The 17080-nt window shown below is 73.6% G+C and carries 14 protein-coding genes and 1 rRNA gene; 3 read left to right on the top strand and 12 right to left on the bottom strand.

The genetic code is table 11. The features are described 5' to 3' along the window. The 4 genes from ACIA47_RS16935 to recN form a co-directional block, all read right to left on the bottom strand. Positions 1–867, bottom strand: coding sequence for a hypothetical protein (locus ACIA47_RS16935; protein ID WP_396708843.1), 867 nt, complete (start codon positions 865–867; stop codon positions 1–3). Between the two features lie 67 nt (positions 868–934). After that, positions 935–1876 carry a copper transporter gene (locus ACIA47_RS16930; RefSeq protein WP_396708841.1) on the bottom strand — a complete coding sequence of 314 codons (942 nt, stop codon included), beginning with the start codon at positions 1874–1876 and terminating at the stop codon, positions 935–937. A gap of 27 nt (positions 1877–1903) precedes the next feature. Continuing rightward, entirely contained in the window at positions 1904–3082 is a 1179-nt protein-coding gene (gene steA / locus ACIA47_RS16925) for a putative cytokinetic ring protein SteA (RefSeq protein WP_112584268.1), read from the bottom strand. A 119-nt stretch (positions 3083–3201) separates the two neighbouring features. Next, a complete protein-coding gene (recN, locus tag ACIA47_RS16920) occupies positions 3202–4959 on the bottom strand; it encodes a DNA repair protein RecN (RefSeq protein ID WP_396709344.1) in 1758 nt (585 codons plus the stop codon). A gap of 89 nt (positions 4960–5048) precedes the next feature. On the opposite strand from recN, the gene ACIA47_RS16915 reads away from it, so the two are divergent. Continuing rightward, on the top strand, positions 5049–6068 hold the full coding sequence (locus tag ACIA47_RS16915) for a helix-turn-helix domain-containing protein (protein ID WP_396708838.1): 1020 nt from the start codon (positions 5049–5051) through the stop codon (positions 6066–6068). Positions 6069–6147: 79 nt separating this feature from the next. On the opposite strand, the gene ACIA47_RS16910 is transcribed toward ACIA47_RS16915, so the two are convergent. The 5 genes from ACIA47_RS16910 to ACIA47_RS16890 form a co-directional block, all read right to left on the bottom strand. After that, on the bottom strand, positions 6148–9867 hold the full coding sequence (locus ACIA47_RS16910) for a S8 family serine peptidase (protein ID WP_396708836.1): 3720 nt from the start codon (positions 9865–9867) through the stop codon (positions 6148–6150). 158 nt (positions 9868–10025) lie between these two features. Beyond that, positions 10026–10910: an NAD kinase gene (locus ACIA47_RS16905; RefSeq protein ID WP_396708834.1), complete on the bottom strand. Its 885-nt coding sequence runs from the start codon at positions 10908–10910 to the stop codon at positions 10026–10028. A gap of 109 nt (positions 10911–11019) precedes the next feature. Beyond that, positions 11020–11880 carry a TlyA family RNA methyltransferase gene (locus ACIA47_RS16900; protein ID WP_396708832.1) on the bottom strand — a complete coding sequence of 287 codons (861 nt, stop codon included), beginning with the start codon at positions 11878–11880 and terminating at the stop codon, positions 11020–11022. A gap of 38 nt (positions 11881–11918) precedes the next feature. After that, complete coding sequence (locus tag ACIA47_RS16895) at positions 11919–12158, bottom strand: hypothetical protein (RefSeq protein WP_396708830.1); 240 nt, start codon at positions 12156–12158, stop codon at positions 11919–11921. Next, on the bottom strand, positions 12155–12745 hold the full coding sequence (locus ACIA47_RS16890; RefSeq protein WP_396708828.1) for a phasin family protein: 591 nt from the start codon (positions 12743–12745) through the stop codon (positions 12155–12157). Before ACIA47_RS16890 ends, ACIA47_RS16895 begins: the two co-directional genes overlap by 4 nt. 111 nt (positions 12746–12856) lie before the next feature. Between ACIA47_RS16890 and ACIA47_RS16885 the strand changes: the two genes are divergently transcribed. Beyond that, the gene (locus ACIA47_RS16885; RefSeq protein ID WP_396708826.1) at positions 12857–13195 is read left to right on the top strand and encodes an SCP2 sterol-binding domain-containing protein; all 339 of its coding nucleotides are present in this window, start codon (positions 12857–12859) and stop codon (positions 13193–13195) included. Positions 13196–13207: 12 nt separating this feature from the next. Here the strand turns inward: ACIA47_RS16885 and ACIA47_RS16880 are convergent, their stop codons facing one another. Beyond that, a complete protein-coding gene (locus ACIA47_RS16880) occupies positions 13208–14239 on the bottom strand; it encodes an HAD-IIA family hydrolase (RefSeq protein WP_396708824.1) in 1032 nt (343 codons plus the stop codon). After that, positions 14236–15216 carry a tetratricopeptide repeat protein gene (locus ACIA47_RS16875; RefSeq protein WP_396708822.1) on the bottom strand — a complete coding sequence of 327 codons (981 nt, stop codon included), beginning with the start codon at positions 15214–15216 and terminating at the stop codon, positions 14236–14238. The genes ACIA47_RS16880 and ACIA47_RS16875 overlap by 4 nt, the downstream gene beginning before the upstream one ends. Here ACIA47_RS16875 and ACIA47_RS16870 point away from each other — a divergent pair. Then, complete coding sequence (locus ACIA47_RS16870; protein ID WP_396708820.1) at positions 15205–16575, top strand: hypothetical protein; 1371 nt, start codon at positions 15205–15207, stop codon at positions 16573–16575. The genes ACIA47_RS16875 and ACIA47_RS16870 overlap by 12 nt on opposite strands. Before the next feature lie 420 nt (positions 16576–16995). Here the strand turns inward: ACIA47_RS16870 and rrf are convergent. After that, positions 16996–17080 (bottom strand): 5S ribosomal RNA (gene rrf, locus ACIA47_RS16865); the annotation flags it as partial.

The raw sequence follows: 17080 nt of genomic DNA, 5'->3' as shown, positions 1-17080 counted from the left end.
TCAGTCGGCGCGTCGGCCCAGTGCGTCGAGTTCGCGGAGCCCCGGGGTCCGCTGGATCACCGCGGTGAAGCTGACCTTCTCGCTGGCGGCGGTGAGCCCGGCGAGGACGGCGAGCAGACCGGCCCGGCCGAGCGGGCCGGTACGGGCGGCGAGCGCGACGCCGAGCACCGCCCCGAGCGCGTTCGCGCCGCTGTCGCCGAGCATCACGTCCTCGGCGAGGTCGTCGCGGAGCAGGCCGGCGGCGGCGCCGGCCGCGCCCGCGGCGATCCCGCCCTGCGGGCCGCCGGTCAGCGGCGCCGCGAGCAGCAGCCCGGACTTGAGGGCCCGGCCCGGCCGCAGGTCGAGCAGGTTGAGCAGGTTGGCCGTGCCGGCGATCACGCCGGCGCCGAGCAGCACGTCGACACCCCGGCCGAACGCACCGTGCCGCTGCCGGCGCGGGTGCGCGGCGACCCGGGGGTCGGCGGCGAGCAGCGCGGCGGCGCCCAGCCCGGCGGCGCCCACCCCGACGACCTTGACCAGACCGGCGGTGACCCGCCCCTCACGCAGCGCGGCGAGGTGCCCGGCGAAGCCCTTGGCCGCCTTCTGCTCCGGCCGCGCGCCGACCACGTCGTCGTACAGGCCGACGCCGCCCGCGCCGAGACCGGCGACCAGGGCGGCCCCACCGGCGGCACCGCCGGTGGCACCGAACGCGCCGGCGGCGGCCGCGCCGGCGGCGAGCGCCGGCCCGGCGGCCAGGCTCACCGTGCGGCCACGGAAGTTGGTGCGCTCCAACGCGGGCCCGGCCGGCGAGGTACGCGCCTCCCGCAGCGCGTAGCGGGCCGCCGCGACGCCCGCACCGGCGATCAGCAGCCGGCCCAGGGCGCTCACGCCGTCACCTCGCTGGCTCGGTCACGCGCCACCTGGTCGGATCCGGACACGGGGGTACGTCGTTCGCTCACTGGGGCAGTCTAGGCAGCAGCGACGCGGCGTTGTCGCCGACGCCGTACTGTCCGGCCTTCTTCTCGGTGAGTTGCTGCACCAGGGCGAGGGTCGTGACCACCTGGCCCTGCACGGTGTTGGCGTTGTCGACCGTGGAGATGGTCTGGGCGAGCACCGGGTCGCCGCGCACCACGCCGACCAGGTTGCCGCCGACGGAACCGTTGCCGGCCACCACGATCGCCCCGGTGCGGTCGAACTGCTCGGCGATCTTGACGACCGACTCGTCGCGCTTGTCGGAGTCCTTGTCGACGTACGGCTGACCGCTGACCACGACGACCGCCTCCGCCGAGGCGGTGACCTTGTTGCTGTCGGTGGTCAGGTAGCCGGCGTTGTTGTAGGCGGCGAGCACCGCCCGCCGGTCGGCGTCACTGACCGGCGCGACGCCCTGGGGGCGGTCCAGCAGGACGCTGGCCAGCAGCGCGCTGGAGGTCTCCACGCCGTGCCCGTTGCCCGGCAGGCCGGTGGTCTGCGCGGTCGGGCGGGCGGCGGTGACGGCCAACTCCAGCAGGTTGGAGTTGTTGTCCGGGTTGATGAACTTGTCCTGCAGGTCGACCTGGCCGGTGATGGTGGCCCCGGCCTGCTGGAGCTTCTTGAGCACGCTCTCGGTGTGGTCGCGCCCGTTGGGCAGGCTGAGAACCGCGACCCGACGCGCGGTGAGGGTGCCGGGCAGGAGGAGCTGGGAGGTCTCCTCGGCGAACTCCTCTTCCAGCGCGAGTTGCTTCTCCATGTTGCTGACCGTCTGACGCCACTGCTGGTTGTCCTTGCGTAGCCCGGTGACCTGCTCCTTGAGCGAGTCGGCGACCGGGCCGTTGAGGGCGGCTGTGCCGACCACCAGGCCGATCGCCAGAGCCAGGAAGACCGCGGTGAGGGACACCACGTGGTAGCGGAAGTTGATCACGCTTGCAGCCTCTTGATCGGTCGGGAACTAGAAGAGCCGGTACAGCTGGAACACGAAATTGTCCCACCACTCGGCGACCACGCCCAGGTACGCCTTCCCGACGGTCGACACGGCCACCGCGGACGCCATCGCCGCGATCGCCGACAGCACCAGCAGCAGCAGCGACGAGCCGGAGATGCTCTGCCGGTAGAGCCGGCTCACCCCCTTGGCGTCGACAAGCTTGCCGCCGACCTTCAGCCGGGTCAGGAACGTCGACGCCATCCCGCCGCGGCCCTTGTCGAGGAACTCGACGAGGGTGGCGTGGGTGCCGACCGCTACCAGCAGCGAGGCGCCCTTCTCGTCGGCGAGCAGCATGGCCAGGTCCTCGCTGGTCGCCGCAGCCGGGAAGGTGATCGCCGGCACACCGAGGCCGTTGACCCGGGGCAGGCCGGGCGCGCGCCCGTCCGGGTACGCGTGCACGATCACCTCGGCGCCGCAGCGCAGCACGTCGTCGGTGACCGAATCCATGTCCCCGATGATCATGTCCGGGGTGTAGCCGGCCTCGACCAGGGCGTCCGCGCCGCCGTCGACGCCGATGAGCACCGGCTTGAACTCCCGGATGTACGGGCGCAGCACGTCCAGGTCGGCCTTGTAGTCGTAGCCGCGCACCACGATCAGGCAGTGCCGACCCTGCATCTGGGTCTCGATGTCGGGCACCCCGACACCGTCGAGCAGCAGGTCGCGTTCCTGGCGCAGGTAGTCCATCGTGTTGGCGGCGAACGCCTCCAACTGCACCGACAGACCCTCCCGGGCGTCCGCCATCGCCTTGCCGACCGACTCGGCGTCCTGAAGGTTGCCGTGGGCCACCGGCTCGTCACCGGCGAAGACCGTGTTGCCCTCGATGCGCACCTGGTCACCCTCGCGGATGCGCTCGAAGACGCCCTCCCCCAGGTCGTCGAGGAGCGGAATGCCGGCGGCGATCAACACCTCCGGGCCCAGGTTCGGGTAACGGCCGGAGACTGAGGGCTTGGCGTTGAGCACCGCCGCGACCCCGACGGCGACGAGCGAGTCGGCCGCCACCCGGTCGAGGTCGACGTGGTCGATGACCGCGATGTCACCGGGGCGCAGCCGACCGACCAGGCGTTTCGTCCGGCGATCAAGGCGCGCGGTGCCGAGGACTCTGCCCGGTTCGGAGTTCCGGTTCCGGCGCAACGTGGGTAGACGCATCGTGACCATCCTGGCATGTGAGGCAGGCTTTTCTGTCGCGACATGCCTGAGCAGGGCCGCCTACCCAGGGAAGCACACACCGGCACAAGCCGGTGTGCTTGCGCTCACAATACGCGGCGTCACAACCGCCTTTCCTTGGCGGCCACTGCCAAAAGCTCCTCGGCGTGGGCGATACCCAGATCCGAATCGGGCAAACCCGCCAGCATGCGCGCCAACTCCCGAGCCCGCTCGGTGTCCTCCACCACCCGCACACCACTGGTCGTCACGGCGCCGCCAGTGTCCTTCGCCACCACCAGGTGCCGGTCGGCGAACGCGGCCACCTGCGGCAGGTGCGTGACCACCAGCACCTGGTGACTGCGGGCCAGCCGGGCCAGCCGGCGGCCGATCTCCACCGCCGCCTGCCCACCGACTCCCGCGTCGACCTCGTCGAAGACCAACGTGGGCGGGCCACCGGAGCCGGCGAACACGACCTCGATGGCGAGCATCACCCGGGACAGCTCACCGCCGGAGGCGCCGCGCTGCAACGGCAGCGACGGCGCGCCCGGGTGCGCCAGCAACCGCAGCTCCACCTCGTCACCGCCGTCCGAAGTGACACCCACCTCGACGCCGTTGACCGCAAGCGTCGGCTCGGCACGCCCGGCCGGACGGGGCAGCACCGCCACCTCGATCCGCGCGTGCGGCATCGCCAGCCCGGCCAGCTCGACGGTGACCTGGTCGGCGAAGCGGATCGCCGCCTCCTGTCGGGAGGTGGACACCCGCCCGGCCAGGTCGGCCACCTCGACGGCGAGCCGCTGGCCCTCCCGCTCCAACTCCTCGAGCACGTCGTCGGACATGTCCAGGTCGGACAGTCGGGTGCGCGCCCGATCGGCCCAGGCGATCACCCCGTCGACGTCGTCGGCGTACTTGCGGGTCAACGCGCGCAGCGCCGCCCGCCGCTCGTAGACGTGCTGCAACCGGGCCGGGTCCGCGTCCAGCGTCGCCAGGTACGCCGACAGCTCCGCGGACACGTCGGTGACCAGGGTGGCCGCCTCCTCCAGGCGTGCCGCCAGCTCACCGAGCGCCGGATCGGTGCCGGACTGCGCCTCCAGGGTCCGCCGGGCGGTGCCGAGCAGCGCCGCCGCGTCCGGGGTCTCCTCGGCGGCCTCCGCGCCACCGGCCACGCACTGCTGGGCGATCTGCGCGGCCGTCCGCAGGCCCTCGGCATGCTCCAGCCGCTGCGCCTCGGTCTTCAGCTCGTCGTCCTCACCGGGCTGCGGATCGACCCGGGTGATCTCGTCGAGGCCCAACCGCAGCAGGTCGGCCTCCTGGTTGCGCTCGCGGGCGTTGCGCCGACGGTCGGCCAGGTCGTCGACGACCCGACGCCACCCCGTGTACGCCTCGCGCAGCGCGTCGAGCAACTTCTCGTGCGCGGGGCCGGCGAACCGGTCCAGTGCGCCCCGCTGCTCCGCCGGGCGCAGCAGCCGCAGCTGGTCGGACTGGCCGTGCACGGCGACGGCCTGCTCGCCGACCTCACCGAGCATCGACACCGGCATGCTCCGGCCGCCGACGTGGGCGCGCGAGCGCCCCTCCACCGTCACCGTGCGGCTCAGCAGCACCGAGCCGTCCTCGTCCGGTTCGCCGCCGGCCTCGATGATCCGCGCGTGCACGGCGTCGGCGATCCGCCCGTGCAGCCGCAGCCGCCCCTCCACCACCGCACGGCCGGGTTGGGCGCGGACCCGCCCGGCGTCGGCCCGGCCGCCGAAGAGCAGGCCGAGGCCGGTGACCACCATCGTCTTGCCCGCACCGGTCTCGCCGGTGATGACGTTCATGCCGCCGGTCAACGGCAGCGTGGTGTCTTCGATGACGCCCAGTCCGGTGATGCGCAGCTCTTCCAGCACAGCCACCGACAGTAGACGCGAGGCCCGACACTTGACCAGCCGACGGGCCCGGGTACGGCCCGTACCCGGCCGACGTACAGTTCTGCCCCGTGTTGGACGTGATCGGCCTGACCTCGGCTGAGGAGGAGCTCTACCGCTGCCTGCTCCAGCTCACCACGGCCCGCATCGACGAGTTGGCCGGTCGCCTGCACCGGCCCCGCGAGCAGGTCGTCGCCCAGGTCGAGGCACTGCGCGGCAAAGGCCTCGTGCAGCGCAGCGACAACGACCCGGACGCCCCGCTGCGCCCGACCGCCCCGGACGTCGCCCTCGGCGGGACGCTGCTGCGACGTCAGGAGGACCTGGAGTCGGCCCGCCGACTGGTCACCCAACTGGCCGAGGAGTACCGCTCCGGGCTGCGCCGACACCACGTCGACCACCTGGTGGAGGTGATCACCGGTGCCCGGGTGCTTCGCGACCGGCTGCGTGACCTGCAGAACTCCGCGCGGGCCGAGGTCCTCTGGTTCTGCCGGGCCAATCCCCTCGCCATGGCCGGCCCGGAGAACGTCGAGGAGTTCGACGCGCTGGCCCGTGGGGTGAGCTACCGGGCCATCTACGAGCGTGACCTGCTGCTGGAGCCGGGCGCGTTGGCCGACCTGGCCAAGGGGGTCGCCGCCGGGGAGCAGGCCCGCGTCCTGGACCGGCTGCCGGTCCGACTGGCCATCGTGGACGCCCGCACGGCCATCTGCCCGTTGGTGCCCGACCGCGACGGCGGCGAACCGAGCGCCGCCGTGATCGGCCGCAGTCAACTGCTCGACGCGCTGCTCGCCCTCTTCGAGAGCCACTGGCGGGTGGCCACCCGGCTGCGCCTCGACGACCCCCTCGCCGTCGCGGCCCCCGAGGCTCGACGGCCGGAGCCCGCGGACCAGCCGGGCGACGGTTACCAGCCCGACGCCGACGAGGCCCGGCTGCTGTCGCTGTTCGTGGCGGGCGTACCGGACAAGTCCATCGCCTCCCAGCTCGGGGTGAGCCGGCGGACCGTGCAACGGCGGATCGCCGACCTGATGGCCGCCGCCGGCGTGGACACCCGACCCGGGTTGGCGTTCCAGGTGGCCCGACGCGGCTGGCTCTGACGCGTGAGGGTCCGCCGTCGGACGACGGCGGACCCTCAACCGGCGGGGCGGAACGGCCAGGCCGCCCCGCCCCGCCCGATCAGCGCAGCCCGTACGCCTGGAGCACCGTCTGGTCGACGGTGTTCCCGGCCCGGTCGGCGGCGTGCACCCGCAGCGACACCGTTCCACGCCCCGCCGGCACGGTCGCGGTGTACCGGGTGTTCGACCCCGTGGTCGGCGCGTTACGCCAGGTGACGCCCCCGTCGAATGAGACCTGCACCCGGACGCTGGCACCGGTCGGCGCCGGCACCCCGGCCGGCTGCCGCAGGGTCAGCCCCAGCTGGTGCGGCCGGTTGCCGCGTACCGTGCCGCGCAGGTCGGCCGGCACCCGGTAGTCCACCTGGAGCAGCGACAACGGCTTGGCGGCGTCGCCCGCCGGCCGGGCCGAGGTGAACTCCCAGGCCGTGTCGGTCCGCGTGCCGTAACGCCAGTCGGCCGAGGACCGCTGGGTGGTCACATCCAGGCGGTAGCGGGCGGCCCCGGCGGTCGTGGGCACCGACGCCCAGCCGTCGGAGAGGTCCGCGATCTGCTGCCCGTTGCGGCTGACCCGTGCGGTGACGGTGTCCGACTCCTCGCTCTCGCCGGCGACGCTGTAGTGCCCCTCGGCGTCGACGAACTCGGGCACCCGCAACTCCAGGTTGTCACCGGTGCGGGTGGGCACCGGCACCCCGCGGGCCGGGACGGCGGGACGGAGCACCGGCGCGTGCCAGGTCTCGGTCACCCGGTCGTCGGCCGCGTAGCGCCGGGGCTGCTGGGTCAGACCACCGGCCAGCTGCCCCCACTGCATGAACATCTGCTTGTGCAGCACCCGTTGCTGCCACCAGGAGTCCCCTGCGCTGACGAACTCCTGCCGGGTGGTGCCGTTGCGGACCATGCGCTGGTCGTCGTTCCAGGCGTACTCCTGCCACGGACGCCAGCCGAACCGCTCCTCGGTGGCCCAGCCCGCACCCATGTCGCCGTAGCTGGCGGTCACCTCGGCGGTGTTCTTCGCGGTCACCGTGTGTACGACACGCTCCGGCACCCGACCCTTCGACACCTGCCACACGTCGTACAGGTAGGGGCTGTCCACGGTCAGCGTCAGGTCCAGCGTCGCCCGGCCCTTGCGCGCCGCAGCGATCAGCCGCTGCCCGTCGTCGTACGCGACCACCATCGACGGGATCGGCAGCCGCTCTCCGGTGGGCCGCCAGACCGTCCACGCGCTCTGGTCCTCTGGCCGGACGATCAGCACCGCGGCGGCGCCGGCTGCCGCGGCGGCGGCCACCTGCTCCTCTTCCGAGCGGTTCGGGTCCGCACCGAGCAGCACGGCGGTGCCCCGCGCCCGGGTCAGCTCGGCGGAGGTGCCGGTGCCGGCCCAGACCAGCGGCAGCTTCCGCCGACCGGTCGGCGCCGGCGACGTGCCCAGCAGGTTGATGTCCGACGGACCGGACACCCCACTGATCTTCGCGTCCACCATGGGCGCGACGAGCTGCCACCGTGAGGCGAACTCGAACTCGCCCTGGCGCACCTGGCGGGTCGGCGTGACGTTGACCTGCTGAACGGTGCTGTAGGCCATCACGCCGTGGTCGATCTGCCGGCCATTGCCCAGCACTCGGTGCACGTAGTAGCTGAGCGTGGCCCGCTGCTCGCTGGGCTTCGGCGTCTCGATCCGCACCGGCGTGCCCTTGCGCGCGTCGAGCACCACGGTCAGGTCTCGGTCGACGGCCACCTCCGGCTCGATGATCTGGGTCATCTGCTCGTCCAGGGGGACGCCGTGCGTCACCAGCGCGGTCAGCACGTACGTGCCCTCCTCGACCTCCAGGGTGCCCTCGCCACCCCACATGCCCCAGAAGTCCGACTCGGGCTGCTCACCAAAGACGGTCAACCCCGGTGAGAGGCCCGGCTGACCCTGCCGGTCCAGCAGCTTGATGGTGAGTTGGTGCACGGGACCGCTGACGGTGAGCCCGACCGGGGTGCGTACCGCGACGCCGTCCGTGCCTGTCGCCACCAGCCAGCCACCATGCGGTCCCCGGCCCAGCTTCGCCGGGTCGGCGCGCAGCGGCACGGCCACGCTGCCGCCCGCCGGCACTGTCACCTCGCCAGAGGTCACGGCGACCCCGTCGGGCTCGGCCACGCCGGTGTCCAAGTTGCGTAGTTCCAGGGCCAGTCGCAGGGTCTGCGCGTTCCTCGTGCCGTTGGTGTACGTCACGGTCCGCTCGACCGCCGCACCGCCGGTGGAGATCCGGCCGAAGTCTGCGGTGGCCGAGGCGTAGACCTGCTGGCCGAGCGCCCGAGCCACGTCGACCCGACCGCCACCCTGCTCGAAGACGGTCAGCGCCGGGTTCGCCTTCGTGGTGCTGACCAGCGCGTCCTTGAGTTTCGCGGCCGGCCAATCGGGGTGTTCCTGGGCGAGGATCGCCGCCGCTCCGGCCACGTGCGGAGTCGCCATCGAGGTGCCGGACGCGGTCGTGTACGCGTCGTCCACCGGCGTACCCATGGCGGTGCCGGCGGCCCGGGCGGCGACGATGCCGACGCCCGGCGCGGTGATCTCGGGCTTGAGGCCGTTGTCGCCGAGGCGCGGGCCCCGGCTGGAGAACTCCGCCAGGTTGTCGGCACGGTCCACCGCGCCGACGGTGAGCGCCGCCGCGGCCGCGCCGGGCGCGCCGACGGTACGCGCGGCGCCCGAGTTGCCGGCGGCGACCACGAACAGCGCGCCGGTCTCAGCGGTCAGGTCGTTCACCGCCTGGCTCATCGGGTCGGTGCCGTCGGTCGGGTCGCCACCGAGGCTCATGCTGACCACCTTCGCGCCGGAGTGGGCGGCCCACTCCATGCCCGCGATGATGGACGAGCTGTAGCCGGAGCCACCGTCGTCGAGCACCTTGCCGACCAGCAACCGCGCGCCCGGGGCGACGCCCTTGCGTAGCCCGTCGGACGCCGCCCCACTGCCGGCGATGGTGGCGGCCACGTGGGTGCCGTGGCCGTGCCCGTCGCGGGCGCTGCCGCTGCCGGAGAAGTCCTGCGCCTCGGCGACCCGACCGGCCAGGTCGGGGTGGGTGGCGTCGACGCCGGTGTCGAGCACCGCCACCTTCACGCCGGCACCGTCGCGCCCGGCCGCCCAGGCCGTCGGGGCGCCGATCTGCGGCACGGAGTGCTCCAGCGCCGGGCGGACCCGCCCGTCCAGCCAGACACGGGCGATGCCAGCACCCAGCCGGGGCGCGGCGGCAGTCGTGGTCCGGCTGGCCGGCGTACCGGCGAGCGTGGTCCACAGGGTGCCGAGGGCCCCCTTGCCGACCCGCAGCGCCGCGCCGTTGATGCTCTCCAGCGGCCGGGCGTCGGTGGCACCGGCAAGCGGCTTGACCCGCCCGGCCGCCTGCTCCTGGTAGCGCACGATCAGTGGCAACGCGCCCTGCGCGGCGTCGCCGTACCCGTCGGCGGCCAACTCCTGCACGTCGAACAGGTTGGCGTCGAGGACCCCACTCGAAACGTAGGGCAGGGTGTCGCTGGGCAGCACCCGCAGTCGGCCGTCGACCTCCAGGGTCTGGAAGATGACGCGCTCGCGCCCGGGTCCCGGGCGGACAGTGGCGGCGACCCGGCCCGGCCCCGCGGGCGCGAGCTCGACCTGGTCGCCGGTGATCAGGGTGATGCGGACGGGTGCGTGCTGGGCGGGCGTGCCCGACGTCGGGCCGGTGGGCCGGGCGGGCGGGTCGGCGGACGCCGGTGCGGCGACGCCGACCACCAACGCGCCGACCGCGCCGACAGCGAGCCAGCGGGGGGACCAGTGCATGCGATGCGCTCCTCTACTCCTCCAGGCCCGCCGTCCGTAGATGGGGGCCGATCGGAGTCTGCGTCGGAGCGTGTCACCAGGTCACTAGTCTCCGGCCGCCGCAGCGGTGACATGTCGTCAGGTGGACAACTCACATCCACCGACGGTGTGTGCCACGGTCACCGGCGGCTGCCGCGCCACCCGTGCACGGGGAGGTCGAACTTGGCCACCAGCCGGTCGGTGAACGGGCGGGGGCGCAGCCGCACGATGCGTACCGGCAGGGCGCCCCGGCGCACCGTCACCCGCGCGCCGGGTGGCAGGTCGTAGACGCGCCGGCCGTCGCAGGAGAGCACGGCGAGGGTGGTGAACGGGTCGACGGTGATCACGAAGGTGGACGTCGGGGCCGTGACCAGCGGGCGGCTGAACAACGCGTGCGCGCTGATCGGCACCAGCAGCAGCGCCTCCACCTCCGGCCAGACCACCGGGCCGCCACCGGAGAACGCGTACGCGGTGGAGCCGGTGGGGGTGGCGCAGACGACACCGTCGCAGCCGTAGCGGGACAGCGGTCGGCCGTCGACGTCGACGAGCAGCTCGAGCATCTGGGCCCGCTCACCCTTCTCGATGCTGATCTCGTTGAGCGCCCAGGACTCGATGGTCGGCCCACCGTCGAACTCGGCCGTGACGTCCAGGGTGAGCCGCTCGTCGACCGTGTAGTTGCGGCTGACGACGTCCCGGACCGCCGTGTCCAGGTCGTCGATCTCGGCCTCCGCCAGGAAGCCCACCTTGCCGAGGTTGATGCCGAGCAGCGGCACCTTCGCGGGCCGGGCCAGCTCGGCGGCGCGCAGGAAAGTGCCGTCCCCACCGAGCGCGAAGACGATCTCGGCACCCTCGGCGGCCTGCGGGCCGGCCTCCGGCACCACGCCGGGCAGGTCGAGGTCGTCGGCCTCGTCGGCGACCACCCGTACCTCGAAACCCGCGTCGATCAGGTCGGCGGCGACCGACCGGGCGTGCTCCGTGCTGCGTCGACGGCCGGTGTGGGTCACCAGCAGCGCGGTCCGGCTCATCGGGCCGCCCGCCCACGCCGGACCGGGCGGCGTCGCGCCACCGGCACCGTCACCTCGGCACGGCCGCGTGTCACCGCGCGACCCGTTGCGGCGCCCTCACTGCGCGCGTTCACCCTGCGACCTCCTCCGCCGCCACGTCCGGCACCTCGCCGGCCGTCGTCGAGCCGTCCGGCCCGGCCACCACCACGGCCCGCACCCGCTGCGGGTCGGCCGCTGGTGCGCCCCGGCGCAACCATACGAAGAACTCCACGTTGCCGCTCGGCCCGGGCAGCGGGCTGGCCGCCACGTCGGCCAGCCCGAGGCCGAGCCGCGCGGCCGCCGCGGCCACGTCCAGCACCGCTTCGGCGCGCAGCTCCGGATCGCGGACCACACCGCCGGCGCCGACCCGGTCCTTGCCGACCTCGAACTGCGGCTTGACCATCAGTGCCAGGTCACCGTCGTCGCGGGTGCAGCCCGCCAGCGCCGGCAACACCAGTCGCAGCGAGATGAACGACAGGTCGGCCACCGTGAGGTCGACCGGGCCGCCGATCGCGTCCGCATCGAGGGTACGGACATTCGTGCGCTCCAGGACGCGGACCCGCTCGTTGGTACGCAGCGGCCAGGCGAGCTGCCCGTAGCCGACGTCCACGGCCACCACCTCGGCCGCGTCGGCACGCAGCAGCACGTCGGTGAACCCACCGGTCGACGCTCCCGCGTCCAGGCAACGCCGCCCGGCCACGTGCAGCCCACCCGGGGCGAACGCGGCCAGCGCGCCGGCGAGCTTGTGCCCACCCCGGGAGACGTACTCCTCAGCGGGGTCCGCACCGGTCACCAGGAGCGGGTCGGCGGGGTCGACCATCGCGGCCGCCTTGCGGGCGACCACGCCCCGCAGTTGGACCCGGCCGGCCTCCACCAACGCGGCGGCCTGCTCACGGGAGCGGGCCAGACCGCGGCGGACGAGTTCGGCGTCCAGCCGGTTACGACGTGCCATGGGTGGTTCTCCGGTCTGCTCAGGCCTGGTCGTCCCGCTCAGGTCTGGTCGATGGTGGCGAGGGTTTCCCGCAGCGTCTCGTAGGCCGCCTCGTACTGGGCGATCTGGTCGGCGGGGGCGAGCGTCGCCGCGTTGGCGATGGCCCGCACGGCGGCGTCCACCGCCGGATGCCGTGTCTCGTCGTCCCCGAGATCCGGCGGCGGCCCGGGGCGGGCGCCCGCCGGCGGACCGGGCCGGGCCGGGAACGAACCGCCCGCCGGCGGACCCGGCCGGGTCATCCGGCGTCGTCCGGCCGCTGCTTGCGAACCGCCGCTTTCTTGGCGGGCATCACGGCCGGCGTCGGGACGTCCTCGTCGGCCGTCCGGCTGATCGTCGCCGGCGGCTTCTTGGCGATGGCCTTCTTGGCGACCGCCTTCTTCGCGACGGCCTTCTTCGCCACCGGCGCGGAGACCGGGGCACCGGCCGACGCATCGGACGGCACGAGACCGGTGCCGGGCCGCGCGGCCACGGTCGGGTCGGGTTGTGGCGTGGGGCCGACGGTCGGCGCGTCGGCCGGCTCGGCGGACCGCGCCTCCCGCAGCTGCCGTTCCAGGTCGTGCACCCGCCGGGTCAGCTCGGCCACCTCGTCGGCGGTGGCCAGACCGACCGCGCCGAGGGCCCTGTCGACCTCGAAGCGGACCAGCTTGGTCAGCGCCTCCCGGTTGGCGGCGCCGGTGGTGACCAGTTCCTCGCCGAGGGCCTGGAGTTGGGCGGCGGTCGCGCCGCCGGAGCCGACGAGGCGACGTGCCACGTCCTGGGCCTTCTTCCGGGGCGCCTCCGCAAGGCCCATGGCCAGCTCGAGGTAGGCGCGCCACGCGTCCTGCATGCCTGAGTCCTTCCACGGGGCGGGGTGTGCAGGTGTCACGCTACCGGGCACCCCGGACCGACCCGTGCGGTACGGTGCCGAGGACGGCGTGGCGATCAGCAAGGGGGAGATGTGGCCAGCGTGGACGAGTGCCGGCAGGCGTTGCAGGAGCTGGCCGCCCGGTTGGATCGCAACGCCGAGACGGTACGCGAACGGATCGACCTGGACCGGACGCTGGCCTGCCGAATCACCGACCTGGACACCGCGTTCCACGGCCGGATCATCGGCGGCCGACTGGTCGAGCTGACCGACGGCGACGACCCCAAGGCCAAGATCGCGCTGAGCACGTCCAGCGACGACCTGCTCGCCCTGGTCCGTGGCGACCTGGACGTCACCAGCGCGGTGGCCTCCCGCCGGGTGTCGATCAAGGCCAACCCGTTCGACCTGCTCAAGCTGCGCAAGCTGCTCTGACGGCCGCCCGGCTCACGCCGCCGCGGTCAGACCGAAACTCTCCACCGCGTGGGCCGCGTCCGGGCCCACCGGACGGATCTTCGGCAGCGCCGGCACCGACGCCGACCAGGCCACCGCGCAGAGCGCCGCCAGGGCGTCCAGCGGCCGACCGGCCCCGGCCAGCTCCAGCGTGCCGTCCCGGTCGGTCACGGACCAGCCGCCGGCGTCCGCCGGGCCCGGGACCCGCACGGCGGCAGCCGGGTCGAAGAGCCCCGCCAGGTCTTTCGCGACGTACGTGGGACGGCGCCGCGGCTCGGCGGCCAGCAGATCCGGTACGCCGCTGACGCCGGTGAGCACGAGCAGGCTGTCCAGCCCGGCCCGGCGGGCGCCCTCGATGTCGGTGTCCAGCCGGTCACCCACCACCAGGCTCCGCCCACCGCCACTGCGCTTGGCGGCGGTCTCGAACAGCGCCGGCTCCGGCTTGCCGACCACCACGTCGGGGTCCCGCTCCAGTGCCGTACGCAGCACGGCGACCAGCGAACCGTTGCCGGGCAGTGGTCCCCGCCCACTGGGCAGGGTCCGATCGGTGTTGGTGGCGATCCAGATCGCGCCCGCCCGCACCGCTACCGACGCTTCAGCCAGCTCGGCCCAGCCGACCTGCGGGCCGTACCCCTGCACCACCGCGGCTGGCTTCTCATCGGCCTGGGTGACCGGGTTCAGACCGACCGCGCGCAGCTCCGCGCGCAGCGCCTCCGCGCCGACCACCAGCACCGACGCGCCGACAGGCAGCCGGTCGCGCAACAACTCGGCCGAGGCGGCGGCTGAGGTGAGGACCTCCTCCGGTCGGGCCGGCACGCCCATCCCGGTCAGCAGGTCCGCGACCTCGCTGGACCGGCGGGACGCGTTGTTGGTGGCGTACGCCACCGCCCGTCCCTCGGCATGCAGCCGGGCCACCGCATCGACGGCGCCGGGGATCGGCCGGTCGATCAGGTAGATCACGCCGTCCAGGTCGAAGACGACCAGGGTGTACCCGTCGACCAGCCGCTCCCCCACGCCCGCGCTCACCGCTGCGTCGACCCCGACTCGTCGTCCCGGGTCGACACGGTCCCGTCGGCGTTCGCCGCGTTGCCGTTCGCCGCGTCCCCGTCCGTCACGCCGCTGTCGCCAGTGGTGGCCGCGTCGGCGTTGCCGCTCTCGGTGGGGTGACGGTCCTCGTCCTCGTCGTCGAAGCCGTCGTCGTCAGCGGGGCGGCCGACAGCGTCGTCCTCCTCGTCGTCGTCGAAGTCCTCGTCGTCGTCATCGTCGTCGTCGTCGTCGACATCTTCGTCGTCGTCGTCATCGTCGTCGACATCTTCTTCGTCGTCGTTCGTGTCCCTGGCCAGGTCGGCGTCGGGTCGGGCCGGCACCGCGCCGGGAGCGCCCGGGCCAGCGGCGATCTCCTCGGCGGCCTCGTCCTCCTCGTCACCCTCGATGACCACGCCGTCGAGTTCGAGCAGCCGCTCGGCCGCGTCGGTCTCGCCCTCGGTGTCGACGTCGGCAGCGCGGGAGAACCATTCGCGGGCCTCCTCGCGCCGGCCCACCGCGAGCAGGGCGTCGGCGTACGCGTACCGCAGCCGGGCCGTCCACGGCACGGTGGCCTCGTTGGTGAGGTCCGGAACCTGGAGCATCGCGACTGCGGCGTCCTTCTGTCCGAGGTCACCCCGCGCGCCAGCGGCGACGATCAGCAGTTCGATCGCCACGGCCTGGTCCAGCTTCTCCCGGTCCGCGCCACGGAACAGGTCAATGGCCCGCTCCGGCCGGCCGAGAGCCCGCTCGCAGTCCGCGAGCACGGCCAGGTGGCTCTGCAATCCGCTCATCCGGTGGTACGTGCGCAGTTCGGCGATCGCCGACTGCCACTCCCCCGCGCGGTACGCGGCCAGGCCGACCGCCTCACGGACAGCGGAGATGCGCGACGCGAGCCGCCGCGCGGCCAGCGCGTGCGCCAACGCCTCGGCCGGGTCCTCGTCGATCAGCTGCCCAGTGGCAACCAGGTGCCGGGCCACCGTCTCGGCGACCGGCTTGTTCAGCGAAAGCAGCTCAGCGCGGACGTCCTTGTCGAGGTCGGTCGCGACAATGTCGTCCGGCAGCGCCGGGGCCGAGCTACGCCCACCCTCGGACGACTCGGAGCCACCCGTGCGGTCATCGCGACGGAACTCCCCGTCGCGGCGCGGCCGCTCGTCGGACCGGAAACCCCCGGTACGCTCTCCGCCCCGGTAACCGCCCTCGCGGTCACCGCCACGGAAACCACCCTCACGCGGCGGGCCGGAACGAGTGCGGTCGCCGCCCTGGTAACCGCCCTCACGGCGGTCACCACCACGGAAACCACCCTCACGCGGAGCGCTGGAACGCGAGCCATCACGGTCGCCGCCCCGGAAACCACCCTCACGCGGAGCGCTGGAACGCGAACCGTCCCGGTCGCCGCCCCGGAAGCCACCCTCGCGGCGGTCGCCGCCACGGAAACCGCCCTCGCGGTCACCGCCACGGAAGCCACCCTCACGCGGCGGGCCGGAACGAGTGCGGTCGCCGCCCTGGTAACCGCCCTCACGGCGGTCACCACCACGGAAACCACCGTCGCGGTCACCACCGCGGAAACCACCCTCACGCGGAGCGCTGGAACGCGAGCCATCACGGTCGCCGCCCCGGAAGCCGCCCTCACGCCGGTCGCCGCCCCGGAAACCACCGTCGCGGTCACCGCCACGGTAGCCACCCTCACGCGGAGCGCTGGAACGCGAACCGTCACGGTCGCCACCGCGGAAACCACCCTCACGGGGGGCGCTGGAACGCGAGCCATCACGGTCGCCGCCCCGGAAGCCACCTTCACGACGGTCGCCGCCACGGAAGCCACCGTCGCGGTCACCACCGCGGAAACCACCCTCACGGGGGGCGCTGGAACGCGAGCCATCACGGTCGCCGCCCCGGAAACCACCTTCACGACGGTCGCCGCCACGGAAGCCACCGTCGCGGTCACCACCGCGGAAACCACCCTCACGCGGCGGGCCGGAACGAGTGCGGTCGCCACCCTGGTAACCGCCCTCACGACGGTCACCACCACGGAAGCCACCGTCGCGGTCACCACCGCGGAAACCACCTTCACGCGGAGCGCTGGAACGCGAACCGTCACGGTCGCCGCCCCGGAAACCACCCTCACGGGTAGCGCCCGAGCGCGAACCGTCCCGGTCGCCGCCCCGGTAGCCACCTTCACGGCGATCGCCGCCCCGGAAACCACCCTCGCGGTCGCCGCCACGGTAGCCACCTTCGCGCGGAGCGCTGGAACGCGAACCGTCACGGTCGCCGCCCCGGAAACCACCCTCGCGGGGAGCGCCGGACCGGAAACCGCCCTCACGCGGAGCACCCGAGCGTGACCCATCACGGTCGCCGCCACGGTAGCCACCTTCACGCGGAGCGCTGGAACGCGAACCGTCCCGGTCGCCGCCCCGGAAACCACCCTCGCGGCGGTCGCCGCCACGGTAGCCACCCTCACGGGGGGCGCTGGAGCGCGAGCTGTCCCGGTCACCACCACGGGAGCCAGAGTCGCGGCCGCCGGCGTATCCGCCGCGGGCGCCACCGCTGTCGCGGTCTCCCCGGTACGGGGGCCGGCCTTGGTCATCGCGGCGTGGGCCGCGGTCGCTTCCGCCCGCACCGTCAGTACGGTCTTCGTAACGACGGGGACGGTCTCCGCCCTGCGGTCCTGAACTCACAGGTACATCCTTCCTGATTGCGCCACCAATGGCGCTACGCAGTCGAGGGCCGACCCGGATGGGGCGGCCCTCGACTGGAAGATTGTCCGGCGGCGTCCTACTCTCCCACACCCTCACGAGTGCAGTACCATCGGCGCTGGAGGGCTTAGCTTCCGGGTTCGGAATGTAA

This window comes from Micromonospora sp. NPDC051227, from assembly GCF_044455385.1.
Taxonomy (GTDB): domain Bacteria; phylum Actinomycetota; class Actinomycetes; order Mycobacteriales; family Micromonosporaceae; genus Micromonospora.
Note: the sequence above shows the minus strand (reverse complement) of the source record. Positions and strands in the feature narration are given on the sequence as shown.